The sequence below is a fragment of the Arthrobacter sp. 24S4-2 genome (genome assembly GCF_005280255.1).
GTDB lineage: Bacteria > Actinomycetota > Actinomycetes > Actinomycetales > Micrococcaceae > Arthrobacter.
In genome coordinates, this window is sequence record NZ_CP040018.1 from 4,540,194 (window position 1) to 4,562,358 (window position 22,165).

General features: G+C 67.3%; 17 protein-coding genes. 7 read left to right on the forward strand and 10 right to left on the reverse strand.

What is annotated here, in order from left to right; all coding sequences use genetic code 11:
• The first annotated feature begins 71 nt into the window (after window positions 1-71).
• Entirely contained in the window at window positions 72-2,039 is a 1,968-nt protein-coding gene (locus FCN77_RS21080) for an HNH endonuclease signature motif containing protein (RefSeq protein ID WP_137323835.1), read from the forward strand.
• A 95-nt stretch (window positions 2,040-2,134) separates the two neighbouring features.
• Here FCN77_RS21080 and FCN77_RS21085 read toward each other — a convergent pair whose 3' ends face one another.
• The gene (locus tag FCN77_RS21085; protein WP_137323836.1) at window positions 2,135-3,493 is read right to left on the reverse strand and encodes an ABC transporter substrate-binding protein; all 1,359 of its coding nucleotides are present in this window, start codon (window positions 3,491-3,493) and stop codon (window positions 2,135-2,137) included.
• A gap of 76 nt (window positions 3,494-3,569) precedes the next feature.
• On the opposite strand from FCN77_RS21085, the gene FCN77_RS21090 reads away from it, so the two are divergent.
• On the forward strand, window positions 3,570-3,794 hold the full coding sequence (locus FCN77_RS21090; RefSeq protein WP_137323837.1) for a hypothetical protein: 225 nt from the start codon (window positions 3,570-3,572) through the stop codon (window positions 3,792-3,794).
• 163 nt (window positions 3,795-3,957) lie between these two features.
• Here FCN77_RS21090 and FCN77_RS21095 read toward each other — a convergent pair whose 3' ends face one another.
• Together FCN77_RS21095 and FCN77_RS21100 are read right to left on the reverse strand one after the other, a co-directional pair.
• Complete coding sequence (locus tag FCN77_RS21095) at window positions 3,958-4,911, reverse strand: carbohydrate ABC transporter permease (RefSeq protein WP_137323838.1); 954 nt, start codon at window positions 4,909-4,911, stop codon at window positions 3,958-3,960.
• Window positions 4,904-5,848 (reverse strand): carbohydrate ABC transporter permease, encoded by a 945-nt coding sequence (locus FCN77_RS21100; protein ID WP_137323839.1) that lies wholly within the window; start codon window positions 5,846-5,848, stop codon window positions 4,904-4,906. The genes FCN77_RS21095 and FCN77_RS21100 overlap by 8 nt, the downstream gene beginning before the upstream one ends.
• A 333-nt stretch (window positions 5,849-6,181) precedes the next feature.
• Here FCN77_RS21100 and FCN77_RS21105 point away from each other — a divergent pair, with 333 nt between their 5' ends.
• The 4 genes from FCN77_RS21105 to FCN77_RS21120 all read left to right on the forward strand — a co-directional run bounded on the left by FCN77_RS21105 (window position 6,182) and on the right by FCN77_RS21120 (window position 13,633).
• Window positions 6,182-7,474: a dienelactone hydrolase family protein gene (locus tag FCN77_RS21105; RefSeq protein WP_137323840.1), complete on the forward strand. Its 1,293-nt coding sequence runs from the start codon at window positions 6,182-6,184 to the stop codon at window positions 7,472-7,474.
• On the forward strand, window positions 7,471-9,678 hold the full coding sequence (locus FCN77_RS21110) for a DUF6807 family protein (protein WP_137323841.1): 2,208 nt from the start codon (window positions 7,471-7,473) through the stop codon (window positions 9,676-9,678). Before FCN77_RS21105 ends, FCN77_RS21110 begins: the two co-directional genes overlap by 4 nt.
• A complete protein-coding gene (locus FCN77_RS21115) occupies window positions 9,675-10,841 on the forward strand; it encodes a Xaa-Pro peptidase family protein (RefSeq protein WP_137323842.1) in 1,167 nt (388 codons plus the stop codon). Before FCN77_RS21110 ends, FCN77_RS21115 begins: the two co-directional genes overlap by 4 nt.
• A gap of 434 nt (window positions 10,842-11,275) precedes the next feature.
• Complete coding sequence (locus FCN77_RS21120; RefSeq protein WP_137323843.1) at window positions 11,276-13,633, forward strand: bifunctional SulP family inorganic anion transporter/carbonic anhydrase; 2,358 nt, start codon at window positions 11,276-11,278, stop codon at window positions 13,631-13,633.
• A gap of 87 nt (window positions 13,634-13,720) precedes the next feature.
• Here FCN77_RS21120 and FCN77_RS21125 read toward each other — a convergent pair whose 3' ends face one another.
• The 6 genes from FCN77_RS21125 to FCN77_RS21150 form a co-directional block, all read right to left on the reverse strand.
• Entirely contained in the window at window positions 13,721-14,002 is a 282-nt protein-coding gene (locus FCN77_RS21125) for a hypothetical protein (protein ID WP_254678675.1), read from the reverse strand.
• 299 nt (window positions 14,003-14,301) lie between these two features.
• A complete protein-coding gene (locus FCN77_RS21130; protein WP_137323845.1) occupies window positions 14,302-15,771 on the reverse strand; it encodes an aldehyde dehydrogenase (NADP(+)) in 1,470 nt (489 codons plus the stop codon).
• Window positions 15,768-16,895: a mandelate racemase/muconate lactonizing enzyme family protein gene (locus FCN77_RS21135; RefSeq protein WP_137323846.1), complete on the reverse strand. Its 1,128-nt coding sequence runs from the start codon at window positions 16,893-16,895 to the stop codon at window positions 15,768-15,770. The genes FCN77_RS21130 and FCN77_RS21135 overlap by 4 nt, the downstream gene beginning before the upstream one ends.
• Window positions 16,895-17,800, reverse strand: a complete 906-nt coding sequence (locus FCN77_RS21140) for a 5-dehydro-4-deoxyglucarate dehydratase (protein ID WP_137323847.1) — start codon at window positions 17,798-17,800, stop codon at window positions 16,895-16,897. Before FCN77_RS21140 ends, FCN77_RS21135 begins: the two co-directional genes overlap by 1 nt.
• Window positions 17,797-18,774 (reverse strand): NAD(P)-dependent oxidoreductase, encoded by a 978-nt coding sequence (locus FCN77_RS21145; RefSeq protein WP_137323848.1) that lies wholly within the window; start codon window positions 18,772-18,774, stop codon window positions 17,797-17,799. The genes FCN77_RS21140 and FCN77_RS21145 overlap by 4 nt, the downstream gene beginning before the upstream one ends.
• A 36-nt stretch (window positions 18,775-18,810) precedes the next feature.
• Window positions 18,811-20,265 (reverse strand): Gfo/Idh/MocA family protein, encoded by a 1,455-nt coding sequence (locus FCN77_RS21150; RefSeq protein ID WP_137323849.1) that lies wholly within the window; start codon window positions 20,263-20,265, stop codon window positions 18,811-18,813.
• 206 nt (window positions 20,266-20,471) lie between these two features.
• Between FCN77_RS21150 and FCN77_RS21155 the strand changes: the two genes are divergently transcribed.
• On the forward strand, window positions 20,472-21,494 hold the full coding sequence (locus tag FCN77_RS21155; RefSeq protein WP_137323850.1) for a LacI family DNA-binding transcriptional regulator: 1,023 nt from the start codon (window positions 20,472-20,474) through the stop codon (window positions 21,492-21,494).
• A gap of 80 nt (window positions 21,495-21,574) precedes the next feature.
• Here the strand turns inward: FCN77_RS21155 and FCN77_RS21160 are convergent, their stop codons facing one another.
• The gene (locus tag FCN77_RS21160) at window positions 21,575-22,165 is read right to left on the reverse strand and encodes a TetR/AcrR family transcriptional regulator (RefSeq protein ID WP_137323851.1); all 591 of its coding nucleotides are present in this window, start codon (window positions 22,163-22,165) and stop codon (window positions 21,575-21,577) included.

The window sequence follows — 22,165 nt, forward strand, 5'->3', positions numbered from 1 at the left end:
ATCGGCGGGACATTCGCTCAACCCAAAGACAGTCGCCCAATAATGTCTGACCCCCTTGGCAGAGTTATCCCATGGAAGCCGTTGGAGAACTCGCCCCGAACCAGGCCACGCGCCTAGGGCAGTATTCCGGCGCGCAGTTCGTGCCGGAGCCGCTGAGGCGGACTCTGCGTGCTGTCCCTCCGGCTGGCCGCCTCGGCAGCCGGCCGGAGTCCGACGGCGGGCAGCCGGCTTCAGGGTCCGACGGCGGCGGGTCCGGTGATCTGGCCCGGAGCCTTGAGCTTCTGAAGAACCTGGGTTCGACGGCGGCCGCCGACGCCGCGTTGCGCGGCTTCCGTGAGGCTGCTGACTTCGCCGCCCGCGTCGAGGAGGTCTCCCGGGCGGTCGAGTATCTGCAGGTTGTCGCGGCCGGGGCTGTGGACCGGACGCGGCGCCAGACCACCTCAGCTGTGCGTGCAGGGTCGGGCTCGGGCGCGGGCGGGTCGGGCGCGGCGGTTGGCTGGGTTACGGGATGGGGTGAGACTGCCGTGCGCGAGCCGGTGGGCTGGGTCACCGGGAAAGCCGGCCAAGCCGAGAGCGGGCCTGGCGACAGCCAAACCGGCCCATCGGGAAGCGGGCCTGGCGCCAGCGGTCCGGCGGCCAGCGGCGGGCCGAATAGTGATCTGTCGGCTTGCGGCGTGGGCGTAGGCCCGGTTGCCAGCGGCGGGCCCGGATCCGCCCCGCCGGATCCTGCGGATGACGGGTCCCGGAACGCCACCGAGTTCCTCCGTGCCCGGCTGCGGATCAGCGCCGCTGAAGCACGCCGCCGGATCACTCTCGCCGCGGCGGTGCTGCCCCGGACAGGGTTCACGGGCCACACGGAGCCCCCTGAGCGGCCCGAACTCGCCGCCGCCCTCGCCGCCGGGACCATCGGCTCCCGTCCCGCGACCATCATCACAATGGCTTTGGACCGTGTCCGGCACCACGCCCCCGAAGAGGCCCTGGCCCGGATGGAACATGCACTGACCCGCACCGCGGCCGAACGCGACACCGACTTCCTGACCCGCATCGCCCGCCAGTGGACCGATGCGATCGACCAGGACGGTTCGGAGCCTTCCGAGGAAGAACTCCGCCACCGCCAGGGTGCGTTCCTCCGCCCGGCCCGCCGCGGACTGCACCACCTGGAAATCTTCGCCACCCCCGACCAGTACGAAAACCTCCTCACCGTCATGAACACCGCCACCAACCCCCGCACCCGGGCAGGTACTACTGAGGGCAACGACGCAGGAGGCGCCCCTGACAGCGGTGGCGGGACCGGTGATGGCGCCGGGGACAGCTGCGATGAGACCGGCGGCAACAGCAGTGCACTTGATGCCGATCTGGACAGGCGGACCCGCCCGCAGCGGCTCCTCGACGGCCTCATCGGCGCGTGCAAGGCAGCCCTCGCCACCGGCACCCTCCCGGCCGCGGGCGGGCTACGGCCCCAAGTCATGGTCACCATCGACTACCGCGACCTCCTGGACCGCCTCGAACACACCACCAACCAGGGACCCCGCTACCGCTCCCGAACCGCAGACACCAGCTCCGGCTTCCACGGCGACGGAAGCGCTACAGCTGAGCACCACGGGCCCACCGGGATCCCGGGCACCGGGTCGTTCACGTTCACCGGCCCGGTCCCTGCGTCCACCGTCCGGAAGATCGCCTGCGACGCCGACATCATCCCCGTCCTGCTCGGCAGCGAAGGCCGCATCCTGGACATCGGCCGCACCACCCGGATCTTCCCGCCCCACATCCGCAAAGCCATCACCGCCCGCGACCAGGGCTGCGCCTTCCCCGGCTGCACCATCCCCGCACCCTGGTGCGAAGCCCACCACATCACCTACTGGTCACACGGCGGACCCACCAGCACCGACAACGGAACCCTGCTCTGCTCCCATCACCACCACCTCATCCACAAAGAACTGTGGACCATCCAGGTCAAAACCGGCATCCCCTGGTTCATCCCGCCACCCCACATCGACCCCCACCAACAACCACAACGAAACAGGTACTTCAGATGCTGACCGGCGCTCAAACGCAGAAGTGCCCCCAAACGGAATCAGAAGATCCGTTTGGAGGCACGTTCTGGCGGTGGCATCGGCGGAATGGCCGCTGCCGGCTAGCTGATGGCGGACTTCATTTCATCCACAGCCTTCTTGCCGGCTTCTTCGGTGGAGAGCCGGTCGAAGAGCACCTCCGACGTGTAGCGCTTGACGATCTCCTGGATGGCGCCGGCACCCTTCGGCGGCGGGGCCGGAGCCTCCCCGAGTTCGCCTTTGATCTGGTCGATGAACTTGACCACCTTGACGTCGGCGGGGGTTAGCTTGGACGCGATTGCTGCCCGGACATCCGAGTTGGGGTAAACGCCACGATCGGCCAGGAGCGCTTCGCCGGCCTTGGTGTTGTTGGCCAGGAAGTTGATGAACTTCGCAGTTTCCTGAGGGTGCTTGGTGCGTGAGGACGCGGACCAGAACTGGGACGCCTTGTACCAAAGGTTTGCATCGGCAGAACTACCTGTCTTGGACGGGAACCGCAGAATCTGCAGGTCACCGCCCGCGGCCTTTTCCAGGGCTGGCAGCTGGTTGGACCACCAAAAGGCGAGTCCGTTCTTGCCCGTAGCCAGGCCGCTCTGGTCCAGCGGTGCGGCTTCAGCTTCCACCACCTCGGAAGCGGTGGGCACGGCCTTCTTCTGGCTGAGCTCCTTGAGGAATGACCACCACTCGGCAATATCGCCCGGCTCAAAGCCAAGCTTGCCGTCCGATGTGTAGAGAGACTTGCCGTTCTGCCGGAGCCATACGCCGAGCGAAGCCTCGTCCGTGCCGTAAGCGGCCGCACCGTAGGTACCCTTTGGCGACTTCGCGGTGACCTCGGCGGAAATGCGCTCGAAGTCCTCCCACGTCCACTTGCTGTCGTCCGGAAGCGCGACGCCTGCGGCCTTGAAGACAGCAGGGTTGGCCAGAATAGTGGCCGCGTTGATGCCTGCTGCAATACCAGTCAGGCCGTCCTCGCTCTTGCCAGCGTTCAGGGCCGCTTCGTCCAACTTGGAGGTATCGATGTCGTACTTGGACAGATCCAGCAGGGCGCCGCGGCTCGAGTACTCCGTGATGTACTTCTCGTCCATCTGGATGATGTCCGGGGCATCGTTGGCAGCCACCTGGGTGGCGAGCTTGTCCCAGTATCCGCTCCAGTCGCCGAACTCGGGCTTTATCTTGATGTTCGGGTTCTCGGCCTCGAACGCGGCAATGGCTGCCTGCGTCAGCTGCGCCCGCTTGTCGCCACCCCACCACGAGAAACGGAGTTCAACCTTGCCGTCTGCACTCTGCGGGGCGGCTCCCCCGCCGCAGGCACTGAGTCCCAGGACGACGGCGGCAGCTGCGGCGATTGCGCCGGTTCGGCGGAACTTTCGCCCGGGCTTGCTGGATTGTGCCTCTGCGGCGCCAGGACTGGCGGCGGCGGCAGGACGGGAAAATAGCGGCACTGGATTCTCCGATCTTCTTTGATCTTGAAAGCTGATGGGTGAGCGATGTTGAGATGGAACCCTTGAATGCTGATGGGTGAGCGATGTTGAGATGGAACTCTTGAAAGCTGATTGGGTGAGTGACGTTGGGAATGGAACCAGTTGGCGTGAAAGCTGCTTCGGCGGGTCTGCCGGACCGGAAGCTGCTGACTTCCAAGCGAATCGAGAAAGCGCTTTCTCAAAACTGAGCATACAAGCAAGATACTTGTACTACAAGATGTTTCCGGCTTCAATTTTGGCCGGCAGAACCAATCCCGGCTGACTTGGAAAAACAACAGGGGCCGGACGGGTACCAAACACCCGCCCGCCACCGGAGCGGCCCCAGAACGCCCCCCTCCCCAAAAAACGGCCCCGGAAAACGCACTGCAATTCTTCGTGGACCCACGCCTCCCCGAGGCGGAACCCAAGGCCTCACACCGGGATGCCTACTTGATGCCCGTCGTAGCGATTCCCTTGATCAGGAAGCGCTGGCCAAAGAGGAACACCAGGAACACCGGCAGCAGCGACACGATGGACATCGCGAAGAGCGAGCCCCAGCTCGTCGCGGACTGCGAATCCACAAACGCCCGCAAAGCAACAGGCACGGTGAACATTTCCGGATCCGTAAGGTAGATCAGGGCGCCGAAGAAGTCGTTCCAAGTCCAGATGAACGTGAAGATCGTGGTGGTGGCGAGGGCCGGCACCATCAGCGGCAGAATGACCCGCAGGAAGATGCGGGGGTGGCCGGCGCCGTCAATGCGCGCGGCTTCATCGAGTTCCTTTGGAATGCCGCGGATGAACTGCACCATCAGGAACACGAAGAATGCATCCGTGGCCAGGAGCTTGGGCACAATCAGCGGCCAGAACGTGTTCACCCAGCCGATCTGCGAGAACAGGATGTACTGCGGCACGATGATCACGTGGAACGGCAGCATGATGGTCAGCAGCATGACGCCGAAGAACAGCTTCTTGCCGCTGAACTGCAGCCGTGCGAACGCGTAGGCGGCCATGGAGCAGGAAATCAGGTTGCCCAGGATGGAGCCGATGACCACGATCGCCGAGTTGAGCATGTAGTGGCCGAAGGGGTGGGTCAGTGCGGACCAGCCGTCGGTGTAGTTGCCCATCTCGAGGCCGTTCAGCCACAGGCCCGGTTCGCGGAAGATCAGGTCGTTGGGCCGCAGCGATGAAACTACCATCCACAGCAGCGGGTAGATCATGACGCCGCCGGCGATGATCAGCACGGCGTGCTTGGCCAGGGCCTTGATCCGCGCGCCGCGGCTGAAGGCCAGCGTTCCCCGGGATTCCCGCTTCCTGCTGCCGCCTTTGGGGCCCTTGGCCCGCGCTTTCCCTCCGGAGGACGGCAGTTTCTCCGGGGCCGGCAAGGTCTGAAGTTCAGTCATCGTAGAACACCCAATACTTTGAAGCGATGAAGTTGATGGCCGTAAATGCGCCGATGATCACCAGCAGGAACCAGGCCATGGCGGAGGCGTAGCCCATATCGAACTGGCCGAATCCCTTTTGGTACAGGTACAGCGTGAAGAACATCGTGGAGTCTGACGGTCCGCCGTTGCCTCCCGAGACGATGAACGCCTGGGTGAAGGACTGGAAGGAGCCGATGATCTGTAGGACGAGGTTGAAGAAAATGATCGGGCTGAGCATCGGCAACGTGATCCGCCAGAACTTCTGCAGCGTGGTGGCGCCATCCACCTCAGCTGCCTCGTAGTACATGTTCGGAATCTGGCGCAGGCCGGCCAGGAAGATGATCATGGGGCTGCCGAAGGTCCACACATGGAGCAGGATGATGGAACCGAGGGAAGTGGACGGGTCCGAGATCCAGCCCGGTCCGGTGATCCCGAACATTGCCAGCACCTGGTTCACCAGGCCGGAGGTTCCGAAGATCTGCTTCCAGAGGATGGCCACGGCAACTGAACCGCCGAGCAGGGACGGCAAGTAGAAGATGGACCGATAGAACGGCAGGCCTCGAAGGCCCTTGTCCAGCACCAGGGCAATCAGAAGTGCGACGGCCAGCTGCAGCGGAACTCCGACCAGCACATATGTGAAGGTCACGCGGAGTGAGTTGTGGAGCCGCGCATCCCCCAGCATGCGGGTGAAGTTGTCCAGCCCCACCCATTCCGGCGGCTGCAGCAGGTTGTAGTCCGTGAAGGACAGGTAGAGGGACATGATCATGGGGCCAACGGTGATGGCCGCCAGGCCGATCAGCCAGGGCAACAGGAAAACGTAGGCCGCTTTGTTGTCGCGGCGGTTGGCGCGTTTTTCCTCGGCTGTCGCCGGGCCTTTGCGCCGGCTTATGGAGGACAGTTCGCCGATAGCGCTCATTGCTTCCCCCTCGGTTGACGAACGCCTACCGGCGTCCCTGGGTGATGCTGTGCGGCCATGTGGTCTCCTTTGGTCATCGTGGCCTTCCACGGCGTGCTGGCGTGAAGTGCTTTAGCCGTCCCGGGCCGTGCCCCGAAGTTCCGGCACCACCCGTCCGTGGGCTTCCGGAGTGACCGGACCAACAGCGGCTTTGTACCAAAGTAAACGGTTTCTTGACCGCTGTACACCCTTTTGCTAATTTTTGAGAAAGCGTTTTCTGGAATCCGGCAATTTGCGGATCAGAGCAGCTGCGAGAGGCAGGACAACGATGTTTGCACCCGGCAGGCCCGGCCGATGAATTCCGGCTCAACAGATGCCGCTCCACGGCCGAGCGCCATTGGCGGCTACGAAGACTGGCCCGCCTACATCCGCTCTCATCCGCGCCACATCGCGGACGCCCTCGGCGTGCCCGATGTTCCGGCGCACCCTAACGCGGTGCTGGAGTCGGAGGAGACGCACGACGGCGTCACTACTTCACGGGTCAGCTGGCAGTTGGGCTTTGGTCCCCGCACCCGTGCCTGGTTTCTGCGTCCGGCCGGCGTGACCGGCCCCCTGCCGGGAGTCCTTGCGCTCCACTGCCATGCCGGCATCAAGTCCCGCGGCGCGGACCGCCTGGTGGATGCGCGCCTGGTGGATCCGCGCCTGGTGAAAGCAAACCCTGTCGGCGACAACCTGGTGCATCCGCGGCTACAGGCAGCAACCCCGGTCGAAGCAGACCCGGTGAACGCAAACCTCCCGGACCGGCACACTTCCACCGGCCCGTTGTCCGGCGACCGCGCCGCCGCAGCTGCAATATCTGCCCTCCAGCGGCGGCTCTACGGCGGCCGCCCCCTTGCCACCTGGCTCGCATCGCAGGGCTTCGCCGTCCTGGCCCACGACACCTTCTCCTGGGGCAGCCGCCGCTTTGACCTCAGCACGCCCCCGTGGCGGACGTCCGCCGTCGTCGAGGGCCGCAAGGCGCTCTGGCGGGAGGCCGGCGTCGTGCCTTCAGAAGCGGACCTTTACGACGCCGCGGCGGCGACGCACGAGGACACGGTGGCGAAAGCCGCCGGGGTCCTGGGCACGAGCTACGCCGGCATGGTGGCGCACGACGATCTGGCAGCCCTGCGCGTCCTGGCGGGCCTTCCGGGAGTGGACGGCAAGCGGGTGGGCAGCATCGGCTTCTCCGGCGGCGGCGGCCGGTCCCTCACGCTGGCCGCCCTCAGTCCGCTCGTCCGGAGTTTTGTGGTGACGTGCATGATGACGACGTACCGCTCACTGTTCCCGTCGTACCTGGACGCGCACTCGTGGCTCCTGCAGACCCCCGGGCTGGGGCGGCTGGGCGAATACCCCGAGCTCGCGGCACGCTCGGCGGCGGACACCTTCCTGGTGCAGTACGCACTGGCAGACGAGCTCTACCCGGAGGCCGGCATGCGCGACGCCGATGCCATCCTTCGCGCGCAAACCGTGGCGGGCCGCTACTCCGGCAGTTTTTGGCCGGGCGGACACGCTTTCGTCACGGACATGCAGGTGGAAGCGGCCGGTTTCCTCCAGCAGTCCCTTTCCCCGAATCCCCGGGTCTTCGCCCGTCAGAACGGACACTCATGACAGCCGACACGTTCAGCTCCGCGGCTACCAGCCAGCGTCACCGGACATCAACCGGGGCAAGGGATCACGGCCTCCCTCCGCGGGTCGCCCTTGTCGGCGCGCATGGCTACGGGGCGCGGCACCTGGAAAACCTGGCCCGTCTTGCCGCACTCAACCTCGTGGAGCTGGTGTCGGTGGCGGACCCGCGGCCGCCGGCGGAAGGGACCTTGCCGGCAGGAGCTGCTACGTTCCCGTCCCTGGCGGAGCTCCTTGCCGCCGGGCCGGCCCCGGATGTGGTCATCCTCGCTACCCCGATCCAGACCCATGCGCCGCTGGCCCTTGCTGCAATCGCCGCCGGGGCTGACGTGTACGTGGAGAAGCCACCCATGGCGTCCCTGGCCCAGTTCCACACCGTGCTCGACGAAGCCGAAGCAAGAGGACGGCTGGTCCAGGTGGGGTTCCAGAGTCTCGGCTCGGATGCGCTGCCCGCCCTGGACCGGCTGGTGGCGTCCGGCGCAATCGGCGAGGTCCGCGGCGTCAGCGCCGTCGGCACCTGGGTGCGGACCAGGGGCTACTTCAAACGCTCCGGCTGGGCGGGCAAACGCAGCCTGGACGGCACGGACGTGGTGGACGGCGTCGCCACCAATGCCCTGGCGCACGCCGTGGCCACCGGGCTCAGAATCGCCGGCGCGGCATTGGACGACGACGTCGTCTCCGTTGAGACGGACCTGTACCGGGCGCAGGCAACCGAAAGCGACGACACCTCCGTAATCCGGGTGCGCACCACCGGCGGCAGGGTCCTGCTGTGCGCGCTGACCCTGTGTGCCGACGAACAGACGGCACCATCAGTCATTGTGCACGGCACGCTCGGGCGGGCCGAATTCTTCTACACCGAGGACCGGCTGGCCATCACCACGCCCGACGGCGAGCGCACCGAAACCTTCGGCCGCTCGGACCTGCTGGAGAACCTCCTGGCTGCCCGCAGGTCCCCGGGCAGAGGGCACGAACTGCTGAGCCCGCTGGTTCGCAACGGGGCCTTCATGAAAGTGCTGGAAGCGATCCGGACGGCGGAGCCTCCCCGCGCTATCGGCGCCGGGCACGTGACATGGAAGGGCGACGGCGACGACGCCCACCCTGTTGTCCGCGGCATCGGTCAGCTGGTGCGCAGGGCCGCTGCGGCGCAGGCAACCTTCGCCGAGCTCGGCGCACCCTGGGCCCGGGACCTGTACGCGGCCGGGCCGCAGCCTGCGTTCACGGTACACGGCCGGGCGGTGACACGGGCCTCCGACGGCTGCCGCGTCACGCCCACGTCGTCACCCCGCCCGTACCTCCATCCCGTCAGCACCCTGGCCGGCACCGTGGTCACGGACCACATGCCCGAAGACCACGTGTGGCACCTCGGCGTGGGGGTGGCCATACAGGACGTGGACGGTGTGAACTTCTGGGGCGGGCGCACCTTCACCCGCGATGCCGGCGCCTACATCTGGCGCGGGGACCACGGCCGGATCGTCACCCTGGCGGTGGAATCAAGTGCGGCGGAATCGGGCGCTGCGGCGGAAACCGGGGAGGCTGGCGGCAACAGCGGCGGTTGGCGGACTGAAAGCCTCAGCTGGCTGGCACCCGGCGGCTCCAGCGGGTTCGGCGGCTCCCCTGCACCCGGCGACTCCAGCGAACCCGCCACTCCCCTGCTCAGCGAACGGCGGAAGTGGACGTGGGCCGCCGTCGATCCCGCGACCTGGCGGCTGACGCTCGATTTCGAACTCACCCCCTCCGGACCGGACCCGGTCAGCCTGGGCAGCCCCGGCTCCAACGGCCGGCCACAGGGCGGCTACGGGGGCTTCTTCTGGCGCCTGCCGCGGGTCGAAGCGGCGAGGGTTTGGACGGCCACCGCGGAAGGCGAAGACGCCGTGCATGGCACCCTCCCCACATCCGCTGCCCCCTGGCTGGCGTTCTCCGGCAACTTCGGCAGCGAAGACGGCGACTTCGGAAACGCGGAACGCAACGCCGGGCCGGCCACCGTGGTCTTCCTGCCCGTCAATCCCGATCCCTGGTTCGTCCGCATGGCGGGGTATCCCGGCGTCGGCCTGTCCCTGGCCTGGGAGCATGCGGCGACAACCAGCCTCGCGGACCCGCTGCGCCGAACAGTCACGGTGCTGGTGGCCGACGGTCTCCTGTGCACCCGCGACATCCAACAGCTCATCAATACATTGGGGGAATCCAAATGAACACCACCGCCAGCACGGATCCGGCCTGGGGCGACACCGGCACCGCAACTGCGGTCACCGCAACTGCCGTCACCACGACAGCCGCACGCGAATCTCCCCCGCCCGGCAACCCGGCAGACCGCTCCATAAAGAGGCAACGGCTGCTGGACATCCTGAACGCCTCCGGCCGGGACTCGCTCCTGCTCACGAGCAACACCGCATTGACCTGGTACCTGGACGGGAGCCGGGTCCACATCAGCCTCGCCGGTGACCCCATCGCGGCGATGCTGGTGGACCGCCACGGCGACCATCTGGTCACCTTCAACAACGAGGCTGCCCGGATTGCCGCGGAGGAACTGCCCGACGGCGTCGCCCTCCACTCGGTGCCCTGGCACGGCCAGTTGCATGCCGCCGCAGCCATGCTCGCCCCCGGCGGCAGCCCGCTCGCCGAGTCCGACGTCACCGCTGAGCTGAGGGCGGCCCGGCAACGGTTCCTGCCCCGGGAAAGCGCCCGGTATGCGCGGCTCTGTGCCGATGCCGCCGCGGCAATGACGGATGTGCTGTCCGAGGCGACGCCCGAGACCACGGAGTTTGGCGTGGCCTCTGCCCTGGCTGCGCGGATCGTCGCCATGGGAGCAGAGCCGCTGGTGCTGCTCTGCAGCGGTGCCGGCCGCAGCGGATTCCGGCACCCGCTGCCCACGCACGCGCCGATCGGACGGCGTGCCATGGCCGTTGTGTGCGCCCGGCGGAACGGGCTGGTGGCCAACGTGACCCGCTGGGTGCGGTTCGACGCAGGAATCGCTGCGGAGCTCGAGGCCGAAGCCCGGATAGCCGCAGTGGAGGCGGACATCTTCGACGCCACCGTCCCGGGTGCCCGGCTGAACGGCGTCTTCACCGAAATCCAGGAAGCATACCTCCGGCACGGCTTCGGTGCGGACCAGTGGACGCTGCACCACCAGGGCGGCCCGGCCGGCTACGCAGGCCGGGACCCCCGCACAACGCACGGCACCAGCGACGAAGTGGTCCTCAACCAGACGTTCACCTGGAACCCGTCTGGTCCGGGAGTGAAGATCGAGGATACGGTACAGCTGACAGAGTCGGGGATCACCGTCCTCAGCATGGATCCCCGCTGGCCAACCGTGTCCGTGAACGGACTCCAGCGTCCCGTGACACTGCAGCTCTGACAGCTCTGGTGCGCAAGTCCCTGCCGCGCATTGCCCCACGGACTCTACCGGCGCGTGTGAGCGCTCATATTTCGGCCCTCACACACGCCGGAACCAAGTTCCCAAAAATCCTGCGCAACACAGCGTCACCGGTATAGACCATTGCGCTCAGATCGCGGTTTCCGACAGGGAAGTTTCCTGCTGAGAATCGTTTTCAGCACACTTTGGTCTGGATTTGACTTGAAACCCGAGTCGCATTCGGTGGGGCCGCCTCCGGCTCCCAGCTGCGGGGCGAGAGGCCTGAGACAGGTTCCTCCAAACGGGGGTATTTGGCCGACATTACGTGGCCTGAAGCAGCTTTTCGCGTGTTTTATCTCACCACCGGATCCCTTGCGGGCCGAAGCAGGGCGTCAATAGCGTGGCACGGGACCGCGACGCACCAGCGAAAGACTGCAATGCCAAAAGCACCCGCCATGGCGGATCCGCCCACCCCGGCCGACCCCGCGCCGACTGACACCACCCCGGCCGACCAGGACGGCTACGCTGTCCGGCCCGGCAAGCCTGAACCGCAAGGTCCCAAATCCCTCAGGACGTTCCTGGCTGCCGGACTCCGCTGGGACGTGCCGGCTTCCCTGGTGGTGTTCCTTGTTGCCGTCCCGCTGTCCCTGGGAATCGCCGCAGCCTCCGGTGCCCCGGTCATGGCCGGCCTGATCGCGGCCGCCGTGGGCGGGATCGTGGCAGGCAGCCTCGGCGGTTCGCCCCTGCAGGTCAGCGGACCTGCAGCGGGCCTTACTGTCATCGTTGCCGGCTTGATCGAACAGTTCGGCTGGCCGGCTACGTGTGCCATCACGGCGGGGGCCGGGGTGCTCCAGGCGCTGCTGGGGGTGGCCAAGGTGGGGCGCGTCGCGCTGGCCATCGCGCCGGTGGTGGTGCATGCCATGCTCGCCGGCATCGGCATCACCATCGTGCTGCAGCAGGTGCACGTGATGCTGGGCGCAGAGTCTGCGAGCGAGGCCTGGGAGAACATCATGACCATGCCGGGCAGCGTATTAGCCGCGGACATCGCCGCAGCTGCCCTGGGCACGGTTGTCATTGCCCTGCTACTTGGGTGGAAGTACCTGCCCGCGGCAATCCGGCGGATTCCCGGGCCGCTGGTTGCCGTCATCGCTGCCACCGCACTGTCCCTGCCGTTCAACGTGGACAGGGTTACCTTCGACGGCTCCCTGCTTGGGGCGCTGTCCCTGCCTGAGCTTCCTGACGGGAACTGGACTGCCGCTGCCATCGGTGTGGTCACCATCGCGCTGATTGCCAGCGTGGAATCCCTGCTCTCCGCTGTCGCCGTTGACAAGATGCACCATGGCCCCCGAACGAATTTCAACCGCGAACTGCTGGGACAGGGCGCCGCCAACGTGACTTCCGGGATGCTGGGAGGACTCCCTGTCACCGGGGTTATTGTCCGGAGCGCCACCAACCTGGAGGCCGGCGCCCGGACCCGGAAATCGGCCATTCTCCACGGCATCTGGGTCCTGGTGTTCTCCCTGCTGCTGGCCGGCCTGATCCAGCTGATTCCCCAGGCTGTGCTGGCAGGGCTGCTGATTGTCATCGGCTCCCGCCTGGTCCGGACGGCCGATATCAGGACAGCCCGGCGGACGGGCGACCTGACGGTCTACGGCGTCACGCTGTTCTGCGTTGTGTTCGTCAACCTGCTTGCAGGAGTTCTGACCGGCCTCGTCCTGGCGGTCGCACTTGTCCTCTGGCGGGTCGCACGTGCCAGCATCCACGCGGAGCCGCTCGGCACCGGCGACGGCGACCGCTGGCGTGTGGTCATCGACGGATCGTGCAGCTTCCTGTCGCTCCCGCGCCTGAGCACGGTGCTGGCTTCGGTTCCGGCCGGATCGCACGTCACGGTTGAGCTGGAAGTGGACTTCCTGGACCATCCTGTCCATGACACCCTCGACGCCTGGCGCAGCAGGCACGTGGCCAATGGCGGCACTGTGGCCATCGAGGAAAGCGGCACCGCCACGCTTCACGACGCCCAGGCCGGTCCGCCGAGCCGCGGCAGCTCCCGCTCCGCGCTTCGCGGCGGTTTTGCCCCGTGGCGGAGCTGGCAGCGCCGCCTCCTGCCGGGGCACGCGGGTGCCGGCCCGGAGGTTCCGGCGCCGCTGCGTTCGGTGCTGGACGGTGTGGACAACTACCACCGGCGCAACGCCCACCTGGTGCGTCCCCATGTTCAGGAACTGTCGTCCTTCCAGGATCCGGGAACGCTCTTCGTGGCGTGCTCGGACTCCCGCCTTGTGCCGAACCTGATCACCAGCAGCGGACCCGGTGACCTTTTCACGGTCCGCAACGTGGGCAACGTGGTGGGCGACGACGGCCGGGACGCCTCCATTGAGGCCGCCCTTGAGTTTGCCCTCGACGTGCTGTCAGTGGAGTCCATTGTGGTCTGCGGGCACTCCGGCTGCGGGGCCATGACCGCTCTGTGGGCCGACCCGGACGCGTCCGGGGAGCAGGGCGCCATCGAGATCTGGCTGGACCACGCCAGGCCCAGCCTCGCCGCGTTCCGCGACGGGCATCCGGTTCAGGCGGCCGCGGCCGATGCTGGGTTCGGCGCCGTCGACCAGCTGGCAATGGTTAATGTGGCTGTCCAGCTGGACAGGCTCCGGCGCCACCCCGGCCTGCAGGAGGCGCTACAGGCAGGACGCGTGCACGTGGCCGGGCTCTTCTATGACATTGCCACCGCCCGGGTCCTTCAGGTCATGCCTGACGGCATCAGCCACCTCGACCCGCTGCCGCAGCTGGCCGCCAGCAGCTAGCGGAACCCGCCCGAGCCCAGCGGAACCCACGTGAGCCAGCGGAACCCACGGAACAGTTCTCCTCGGCCGCGGCAGCCAGTGCGGCTGCTAGCCGGCCGAGGAGAACCAGACGACGTGGGGTTCGCGCCTGGGAGCGCGCGGAGCCGTGGCCCGCTCTCCCCGGACGACTTTTTCCACGTGGCCGGTTTCAGTAAGGACAGCTTCAGTGCAGACAGCCTCCGTGCGGAGGGCGTCAGCGCGGACAGCTTCAGCAGGGACGGTCCTTGCAACCCGGACTATTTCCAGGGCCTCCACGTCCAGGAGCTTGCGTGCCCCGGTCCGTGAGTCCACAATCCAGAACAGGTCCGTTGACGGGATTGTTTCGGCCACGCGTCCGCGGTGGAACAGACGCCCTTTGTGCCAGGCCTCGATTTCCTCACCGGCCGACAACTCCGAACAAGTCCGGACGTTTGAATTCGTGCCTGCATCCATAATGAGCCCCTCCCCTAGCGCTGTATCAGCTGATTCCAGTTATCAGGACAGACCGGCAATCACCCTGGGATCAGCATCCCCCTGCAAGATTGCAGCAACGTTTCCGTAGGGTGATTTTCCTGTGTCGCCTGCCAGCCCGCCCACCGGCCGGGCAAGTGACCGCCCGGCTGACGGTTGGCTGGCACCACCAGCAATAGCTAGGGCAGCACCAGCACGCCGTCAACGCGGCGCGGGATGCCCAGCGGGTTGGCCTCCCGCAGCGCCGGGTGCAGCACCGTTTCGGGAGCGTCCTGGTAGGCGACTGGCCGCTGGAAGCGCCGCACCGCCGTCGCCCCCACCGAGGTGAACAGTGAGGTGGTGGCCGGGTACGGGCCGCCGTGCTGCTGGGCCCAGTTCACGGCAACACCCGTGGGCCAGCCGTCGAACAGCACGCGTCCGGCCAGGCCGGACAGCTGCTCCACCAGCGCGGTCACGTCCTCGCCCGGCTGGGCATGGACGGTGGCCGTCAGGCTGCCGGGCACCAGGGCAAGCGCCTCGCTCAGCTCGTCCGCTCCCGAGCACTCGATCAGCAGTGTGGTGGGGCCGAAGCACTCCTCCAGCAGCTGGTCCGGGCTCTCCAGCACGTTGGCGGCGGTCGACGTGAAGATCACCGGCGCCGCTCCGTTCAGCGTGGCGTCCTGGTCAACCGAACCGCTGACAACGTCGACGGCAGGCTGTCCCGCCGCCGTACGCAGTGCAGCCACCGCCCGTAGTCCGTCCGGGTACGCATCGGAAATGCGCTCGGTCAGCATGGGGGCCGGGGCCTTGTCCTTGGCGGCTTCGGCCAGCAGTGCCGGGAAGTCGGTGCCGGCCGGGATGAAGGCCAGCCCCGGCTTGGTGCAGAACTGCCCGGCGCCCAGGGTGAAGGACCCCGCGAGGCCTGCGGCCAGCTCGCCGGCACGGGCCTTCAACGCCTCGGCAGTGATCACTACGGGGTTGAGGCTGCCCAGTTCGCCGTAGAACGGAATGGGCTCGGGCCGGGACACGGCGAGGTCGAACAGTGCCCGGCCGCCGGGAATTGACCCGGTGAAGCCCACGGCCTTGATGGCGGGATCCTGCACCAGTGCGGTACCGGCATCCCGGCCGCTGACCAGGGCGAAGATGCCCGCCGGTGCACCGGCAGCGGTCAGTGCCTCGGTGACGATTTCCGCCGTCCGCTCGGACAGGCGGAGGTGGCCGGAGTGCGCCTTCACAATGACGGAACAGCCGACGGCGAGCGCCGACGCTGTGTCGCCGCCGGCCACCGAGAAAGCGAACGGGAAGTTCGACGCCGAGAACACCGCCACCGGCCCGATCGGCTTCAACAGCCGCCGCAGGTCAGGTTTCGGCGGAGTCGCGGACGGATCGGCGTGGTCGATGACCGCTTCAAGGTAGGAGCCTTCGGTAATCACCCCGGCGAAGAGCCGCAGCTGTCCGGTGGTGCGGGCTACCTCGCCGGTGAGCCGTGCGGCACCCAGCCGGGTTTCCGAATCGGCGATGGCCACCACTTCCGTCACGTTGGCGTCCAGCGCATCGGCGACGGCGTTCAGCCAGGCGGCCCGTTCGACGTCGGACGCGGCTGCAGCGGCTTTGGCCGCCTTGGTAGCGGCGGCGGTAAGGGCGGTGAGCTCAAGGGTTGCTATGGTCACAGTGAATTCCTGTTCTGATGATCGGAGGACGGCCCGCGGAAGGCGAACCCCAGCCCTGGCCGGTCCGTGAGGGTGAGCCGGCTGTCGCGGACCTGCACCGGTGACGGCGCGTCCAGCACGCCGAGCTGTTCAAAGGAGGCGTCTTCGACGTCCTCCACCAGCGTGGGTTCGGCCATGGTCAGCGCGAGCTGGCCGGAGAGCTCCGGCAGCAGGTGCGGCAGGACCCTGATGCTGTGAGTGCGGGCCAGCTCCACGATGCGGCGGAAGGGCGTGATGCCGCCGACGCGGATGATATTGGGCTGGATGATGTCCACTGCTCCCGCCTCGATGAAGTCGCGGAAGCGGTAGATGTTGTGCAGGTTCTCGCCCAGCGCGATGGGCACAGGAGATTGTTGACGCAGCCTGCGGTAGGCCCAGAGGTCGTCCGCCCGGAGGGGTTCCTCCAGCCATTCGAGGCCGAACTCCCCCAGCACCTCCAGGGCGCGGAACGTGGCGGGCAGGTCCCAGCGCTGGTTGGCGTCGATCATGAGTTTCCGGTACGGGCCCAGGACCTTGCGGACCGCAGCCACGCGTTCGGCGTCCTCCCGGATGTCCGGCTTGCCCACCTTGATCTTGACGGCGTTGTGCCCGGCCGCCACCCAGCGTTCCGCCTGCGCCACCAGCTCCTCGAGGGAATAGTGCAGGTTCACGCCGGAGCCGTACACCTCCACCGAATCCTGGCGCTGTCCCAGCAGCCCGGTCACCGAGGTCCCGGCGCGGCGGGCCTGCAGGTCCCACAGCGCAAGGTCCACACCGGCCATGGCGATAGTGGTGAGCCCCCCGCCGCCGGCCTCGTGCAGGCGCTTCCACAGCTGGTCCCACACTCCCTCGGGGTTCGCGTCGAGCCCGGTGATGAAAGGCGCGACGTCGAAATCCAGGAGCGCCCTGACCGCCTGCGGACCGATGGTGGGGGTCCAGGAGAAACCGTGGCCGGTGCCGCCGTCGTCCGTTTGTATTTCGGTGACGATCACATGGTTTTCCGGTGCCTCCGCACCCCAGCTCCGCAGCAGCGGAACCGTGAGGATGCGGCTGGAAAGTCCGGTGATCCGGGGCAGCGTCCGCTCTTCGGCAATTGGCGAACCCACTAGCGGCCGGCCAGCTCGTAGCCCTTGGCCAGGATGGACTTGAGCTGGACCAGCTGTTCCTCGGTGGGGTCAACCAGCGGGGCGCGGACCGAACCAACCGGCAGGCCCGCCAGTCGCAGCCCGGCCTTGATCAGGGAGACGCCAAACCCGGGGGTCTGGTCGCGGAGGCGGACCAGCGGTGCGTAGAAGCCTTCCAGCAGGGCGTGCCGGCGGTCCTCATCTCCGGAGATGTAGGCGTCGTAGTAGGCCTTGGCGATTTCCGGTGCCATGGCGAACGCGGCCGAGGAGTAGAGCGGGATGCCGAGGCCTCGGTAGGCGCCCTGGGTCAGTTCCGCGGTGAGCAGGCCGTTGAAGAGCAGGAAGTCTTCGCGGCCGGTGGCTTTGATGGCGCTGACGATTTCCTGGGCCAGGCCAACGTCGCCCAGACCGTCCTTGAAGCCGATCACCTTGGGGTTGGCCGCCAGACGGGTCATGGAAGCGGCCGTGTACTTGGCGTTGCCGCGGTGGTAGACGATCACAGGCAGGCTGCTGGCCGCGGCCACCGCCTCGATGTAGGCCACGAGGCCATCGGTGGGGCCGGTTACGAGGTACGGCGGCAGGACCAGGAGGGCGTCCGCCCCGGCTTCCTCGGCCACCCGGGCGGCGGCGAGCGCGTGGCCCAGCGGTCCGCCGGCACCGGCAACAACCGGAATCTGACCCGCTACGGCCTCGACGGCGGCAGTCACCACGGTGCGCACCTCTTCAATGCTGAGCGCATGGAATTCGCCGGTGCCGCAGGCGGGGAACACCCCGCCCGGGCCGTATGGCAGTCGGGAGGTGATGTGTTCCTTGAGGATGTCCACATCCACGTGCCCTTCCGGGGTGAAGGGTGTGACGGGGAAGAACAGTACGCCGTCGAATTTCATGGGGTCTCCTTGGATCCTGTGCCGGCCGCGACCAGCGCGGCAGGGGTCTCGTCGTTGAGGGGTCCTGCGGTGTGCGGCCGGGCCAGTTCGGTCCGCCAGCTGCGTTTGGGCTCCCAGCCCAGCAGCTCGCGGGCCTTGGCGATCGAAAATGCCGGACTGGCTCCCGTAAGTCCGGCGGCCAGCTCCGAACTGCCGGGAAGGAACTGCGGCAGCAGTTCCGCAAGCGGCGCGGTGGCCAGGGCGTCGGCGGCCCCCACGAAGAAGGTCTGGCCGTTGGGGATGGTGTCCATCTTTGCCAGCAGCAGGTCCAGGAAGTCAGCCACATCCCGTGCGTCCACGTAGTTGAAGAGCGCCGGGGCGGACAGGGCGGGATCGGCCAGCCGTTCGCGGACGGTGTGGCCCTGCTGGGTGGGCGCGCCCGCCCATTCCTCCGGTGAAATCACGTAGCAGGGCCGGAAGGCCGCGTAGCGGATGGCGTCCCCCTGGGCGGCGGCGAACATCCGCACGGTCTGTTCGGCAATGAGCTTGGACAGTGCGTAGGCGTTCCAGGGCCGCGGAGTTGCCTCCTCGTCCACCGGGAAGCTGTCCGGCAGCCAGCCTGCGGGCGAGCCATAGCCGAGGACGGTGGGGCTGCTGGCCGTGATGATCCTGCCGATGCGCAGTTCCGTCGCCGCGCTGATGACCGCGTACGCCAGCCTCGTGTTGGTGCTGAGGATGACGTCCTCCGGCGCGCTGAAGGGTACGGCGATCGCCGCAAGGTGGACGACGGCGTCGGGCGCTGTTTCCCGCAGGAGGCGCAGGGCCTCCCCCGGCGCCAGGAGGTCGGCAGTTTCCTGCTCGACGCCGTCGGGCACCTGCGCGGCCGGCACCGCGTCGCGGTCCACCGAGACGACGTGGTGGCCTGCGGCGGCGAGGCCGGCAACAACGCTGCGCCCCAGCCGGCCGGAACCGCCGGTGACAAAAATCCTGCTCATGGTTATCGGGTCCTTATTCGGGTCTGTCGGCGCAGGTCACTGTGCCCGGGTCACTGGGGTTCGGCGGAGGTCGGCGCCGAGTCCCAGGTCCGCGGTGCGGACCGGAAGCCCGGATGCGAGGGACTCGTTGCCGGCGATGCCGACGGAGACCGAGCGCAGTCCGTCCAGGTAGCCGGAGGGCCGGTCCAGCGGGTCCTCGCCGGGGCCGTTGAAGAGATCGGACAGCAGGAGCTCGTCGCCGCCGCCGTGGCCGCCTTCGCCGTTGACGATCGGCACCTCGTAGGCTGCCTCCCAGTGGCGCTGCACAATCAGGCGTTCGCCGTTGCGGCGCACGGCGTCCTCTTCTTCGACCGGCGTGGCGGAGGGGTCCACCACCGTATTCTTGTCGGTGTTGTTCAGCACCGCAGCACGCTCCACCACTTCAAGTTCGGCCCGGCCCTCGGTGCCGTTGACGGCCACGCGGTAGCCCTCCCACGGGCTGTGGGCGTTGAGCGAATAGCTGAGGATGGGGCCGCCCTGGTAGTCCACCACCAGGGCCAGGTTGTCCTCGATGGTGATCCCGGAGGTGAAGACGTCCTGATCGCGGCGGTAGCCGTCGAAGCGCTCGTTTTCGTAGTAGAGCTCACGAAGCTTGTCGTCCTCGCGCAGGTCCAGCACGAACGGATCCTTCACTGCGTCAGTGCCGGTGTCCTGGGTGCCCCGCTCGGGGCGGGCACCCAGGCCCCGCTCGGCAGCGTTCTTGTCGCCATAGAATTTCAGGCCGCCGGAAGCGTACACGCGCTCCGGAACATCGTTGATCCACCAGTTCACGAGGTCGAAGTGGTGCGACGCCTTGTGGATCAGCAGACCGCCCGAGTTCTCCTTTTCACGGTGCCAGCGGCGGAAGTAGTCCGCACCGTGCACTGTGTCCAGGACCCAGCTGAAGTCAATGGACGTGACCTTGCCGATCACGCCGCTCTGGATGATTTCCTTGAGCGCGCTGTTGCGCGGCGAGTAGCGGTAGTTGAACGTGACCACCACATTGCGCCCGGTCCGTGCCACGGCGTCGGTGATCCGGCGGCAGCCATCGGCGTTGATGGTCAGCGGCTTCTCCACCACTACATCCGCGCCGGCCTCGAGGCCCTCCACAATGTAGTCGGCGTGCGTGTAATCGGGCGTGGTGACCACAACGCGCTCGATTGCGTTGTCCTGGATGAACGCCGTCAGCTGGCCTGGCTCGAAGGACCTGACCGGCTGGGCCCCGCCGAGTTCCTGGATGAGCTTCCGGTAGTACTCCACGCGGCCCGGGTTGACGTCGGACAGGCCCACCAGTTCTGCCGTGTCGGCGTGCTTGCCGTAGATCGCCCGGATGTACATTTCGGAACGGCCGCCCGTGCCGATCAATGCGATCCGTGCCCTGTGGACAGCACTGGCGGGAGCAGCTGCGCCGGCTGTTGTGTCGTCGGCGGTGACGGTGCTGCCTGGATTGACGGTGTTGGCTGTGTTGCCCATTGCGGTGTAACCCTTTCGAAAGGCAGGAACGCTGGCCGCTTGACGGCCGGTGGCGGTGCCGTGAGAATTATGAGAAAGCGTTTTCTCGGAGCGTTATAAGCTTTGTATCAAGACTCTGGCGTTCACGTCAACCATCGCTCCGAACGGGAACGCCCACAGGGGAAGACAAAACGGTGAGGAGTCCGGAGAAGCCCGGAAAGGGCCACATGGGCAGGAGAGCCACTACCCGGCGAATCGGCATTGCCGACGTCGCACTCAAGGCTGGCGTTTCACATGCGACGGTGTCGCGTGTCATGAACGGCAACTTCACAGTTGACGCCACTATCGCCGCACGGGTCCGGGAAGCGGCCACCGAGCTGAACTACCAGCCGAACCCGGTTGGGCGGAGTCTTGCCCTGGGCAAAACGGACACCATCGGCATCGTGGTGCCGGACCTCTCCAACCCCACCTTCCAGGCGATCCTCCGCGGCCTCAGCATGGCCGCGGCCCAGGACGGCTATCGCGTCCTGATCGCCGACTCCTCCGAGGTCTCCAGCGAGGAAGCCATCCTGGCGGGTGAGGCGCGGCGCCGTTGTGACGGCCTGGTGCTGTGCGCGCCGCGCATGAGCGATGCCGAACTGGAGGAGCTGGCACCGTCGCTCCACCCCATGGTGCTGATCAACCGCACCACCATGGACACCCAGGCCCCCAGCCTCATGGTGGACTACGGTCAGGGGATCCAGGAACTGGCCGGGCACCTTGTAGGCCTTGGCCACACCAGGCTGGCTTTCCTGGCCGGGCCCGCACGGAGCGCCTCGAACGCCCTGCGCGTCCTGGGGCTGGACAAGTTCAAGGCATCCCACCCGGAAATCGAGCTCCAGATGATCGACGGCGGCTCCAGTTTCGAGGCCGGCCACGAGTCGGCGGACGCGGTCCTGGCCAGCGGGGCCACTGGCGTCCTGGCCTTCAACGACCTCGTGGCCATGGGCCTGCTCAGCGGGCTCCACGAACGGGGCATCCGGGTCCCGGAGGACATCTCGGTCACCGGTTTCGACGACATCCCCTTTGCCCGCTACACCACCCCCACGCTCACTACGGCCGCTGTGCCCATCACCGAGCTGGGCCAGCAGGCGTGGCACCGAATGCGCGACCTCATCCGGCACGTCCCCTCCGACGCGGGGACCGAAGGGCCCACGGTGTTCCAGCCGCGGTTGGAGACCCGCAGCAGCACGGGACCGGCGAAAGGCTAGCCCCCCAGGCCGGCTCAGGCCGCGGGCGGTAGGTTGTGGGCTGAGGCCGCCGGCTGAGGCCCCGGGCCTCAGCGGCCGGCTCAGGCGGCGGGCGGCGCCAACAGCACGTCGACGAGCTGCGTCAGGCCATCCGCCATGTCCACACTCTTGTCGTAGAGCCACTGCAGCTGCAGGCCGTCGAAGGCTGCCACCACCAGCCGGGCGAGCATCGTGGCAGGCACGTCCGTGCGCACTTCGCGTGCCGCCTGGCGCCGGGCGATGTCCTGGGCGAGCTCCTCCACCACCTGGGCGTAGCGGTCCTGGAAGTACGCGTGGGAGTCATGCCCGGGATGATTCGCGGTGGCCGAGGCCACGGCATAAAGGGTCGTCAGGCCCGGCTCCTGGCGGTTCCGCTCGGCGATCGGCGCCAACAGCCGGAGGCCTACTTCCTCCTGGTCGCTGGCGGCCAGGCCGCGCCGGTCCCGCTCAGCAAGGACCGCCGTCAGCAACTCCTGCTTGCCCCGGAAGTAATGGAACAGCGTTGCTTCCTTCACGCCGACCAGCTCGGCCACCCGTTTGAGCGCCGTACCCTCGAAGCCTTCCGTGGCAAAAACATCCGTGGCCGTCTGGATTATTTGTTCTCTGCGCTCCGCCCCTTTTGCGTAAGGGCCGCGTGTCTTGGTCGGTGGCAT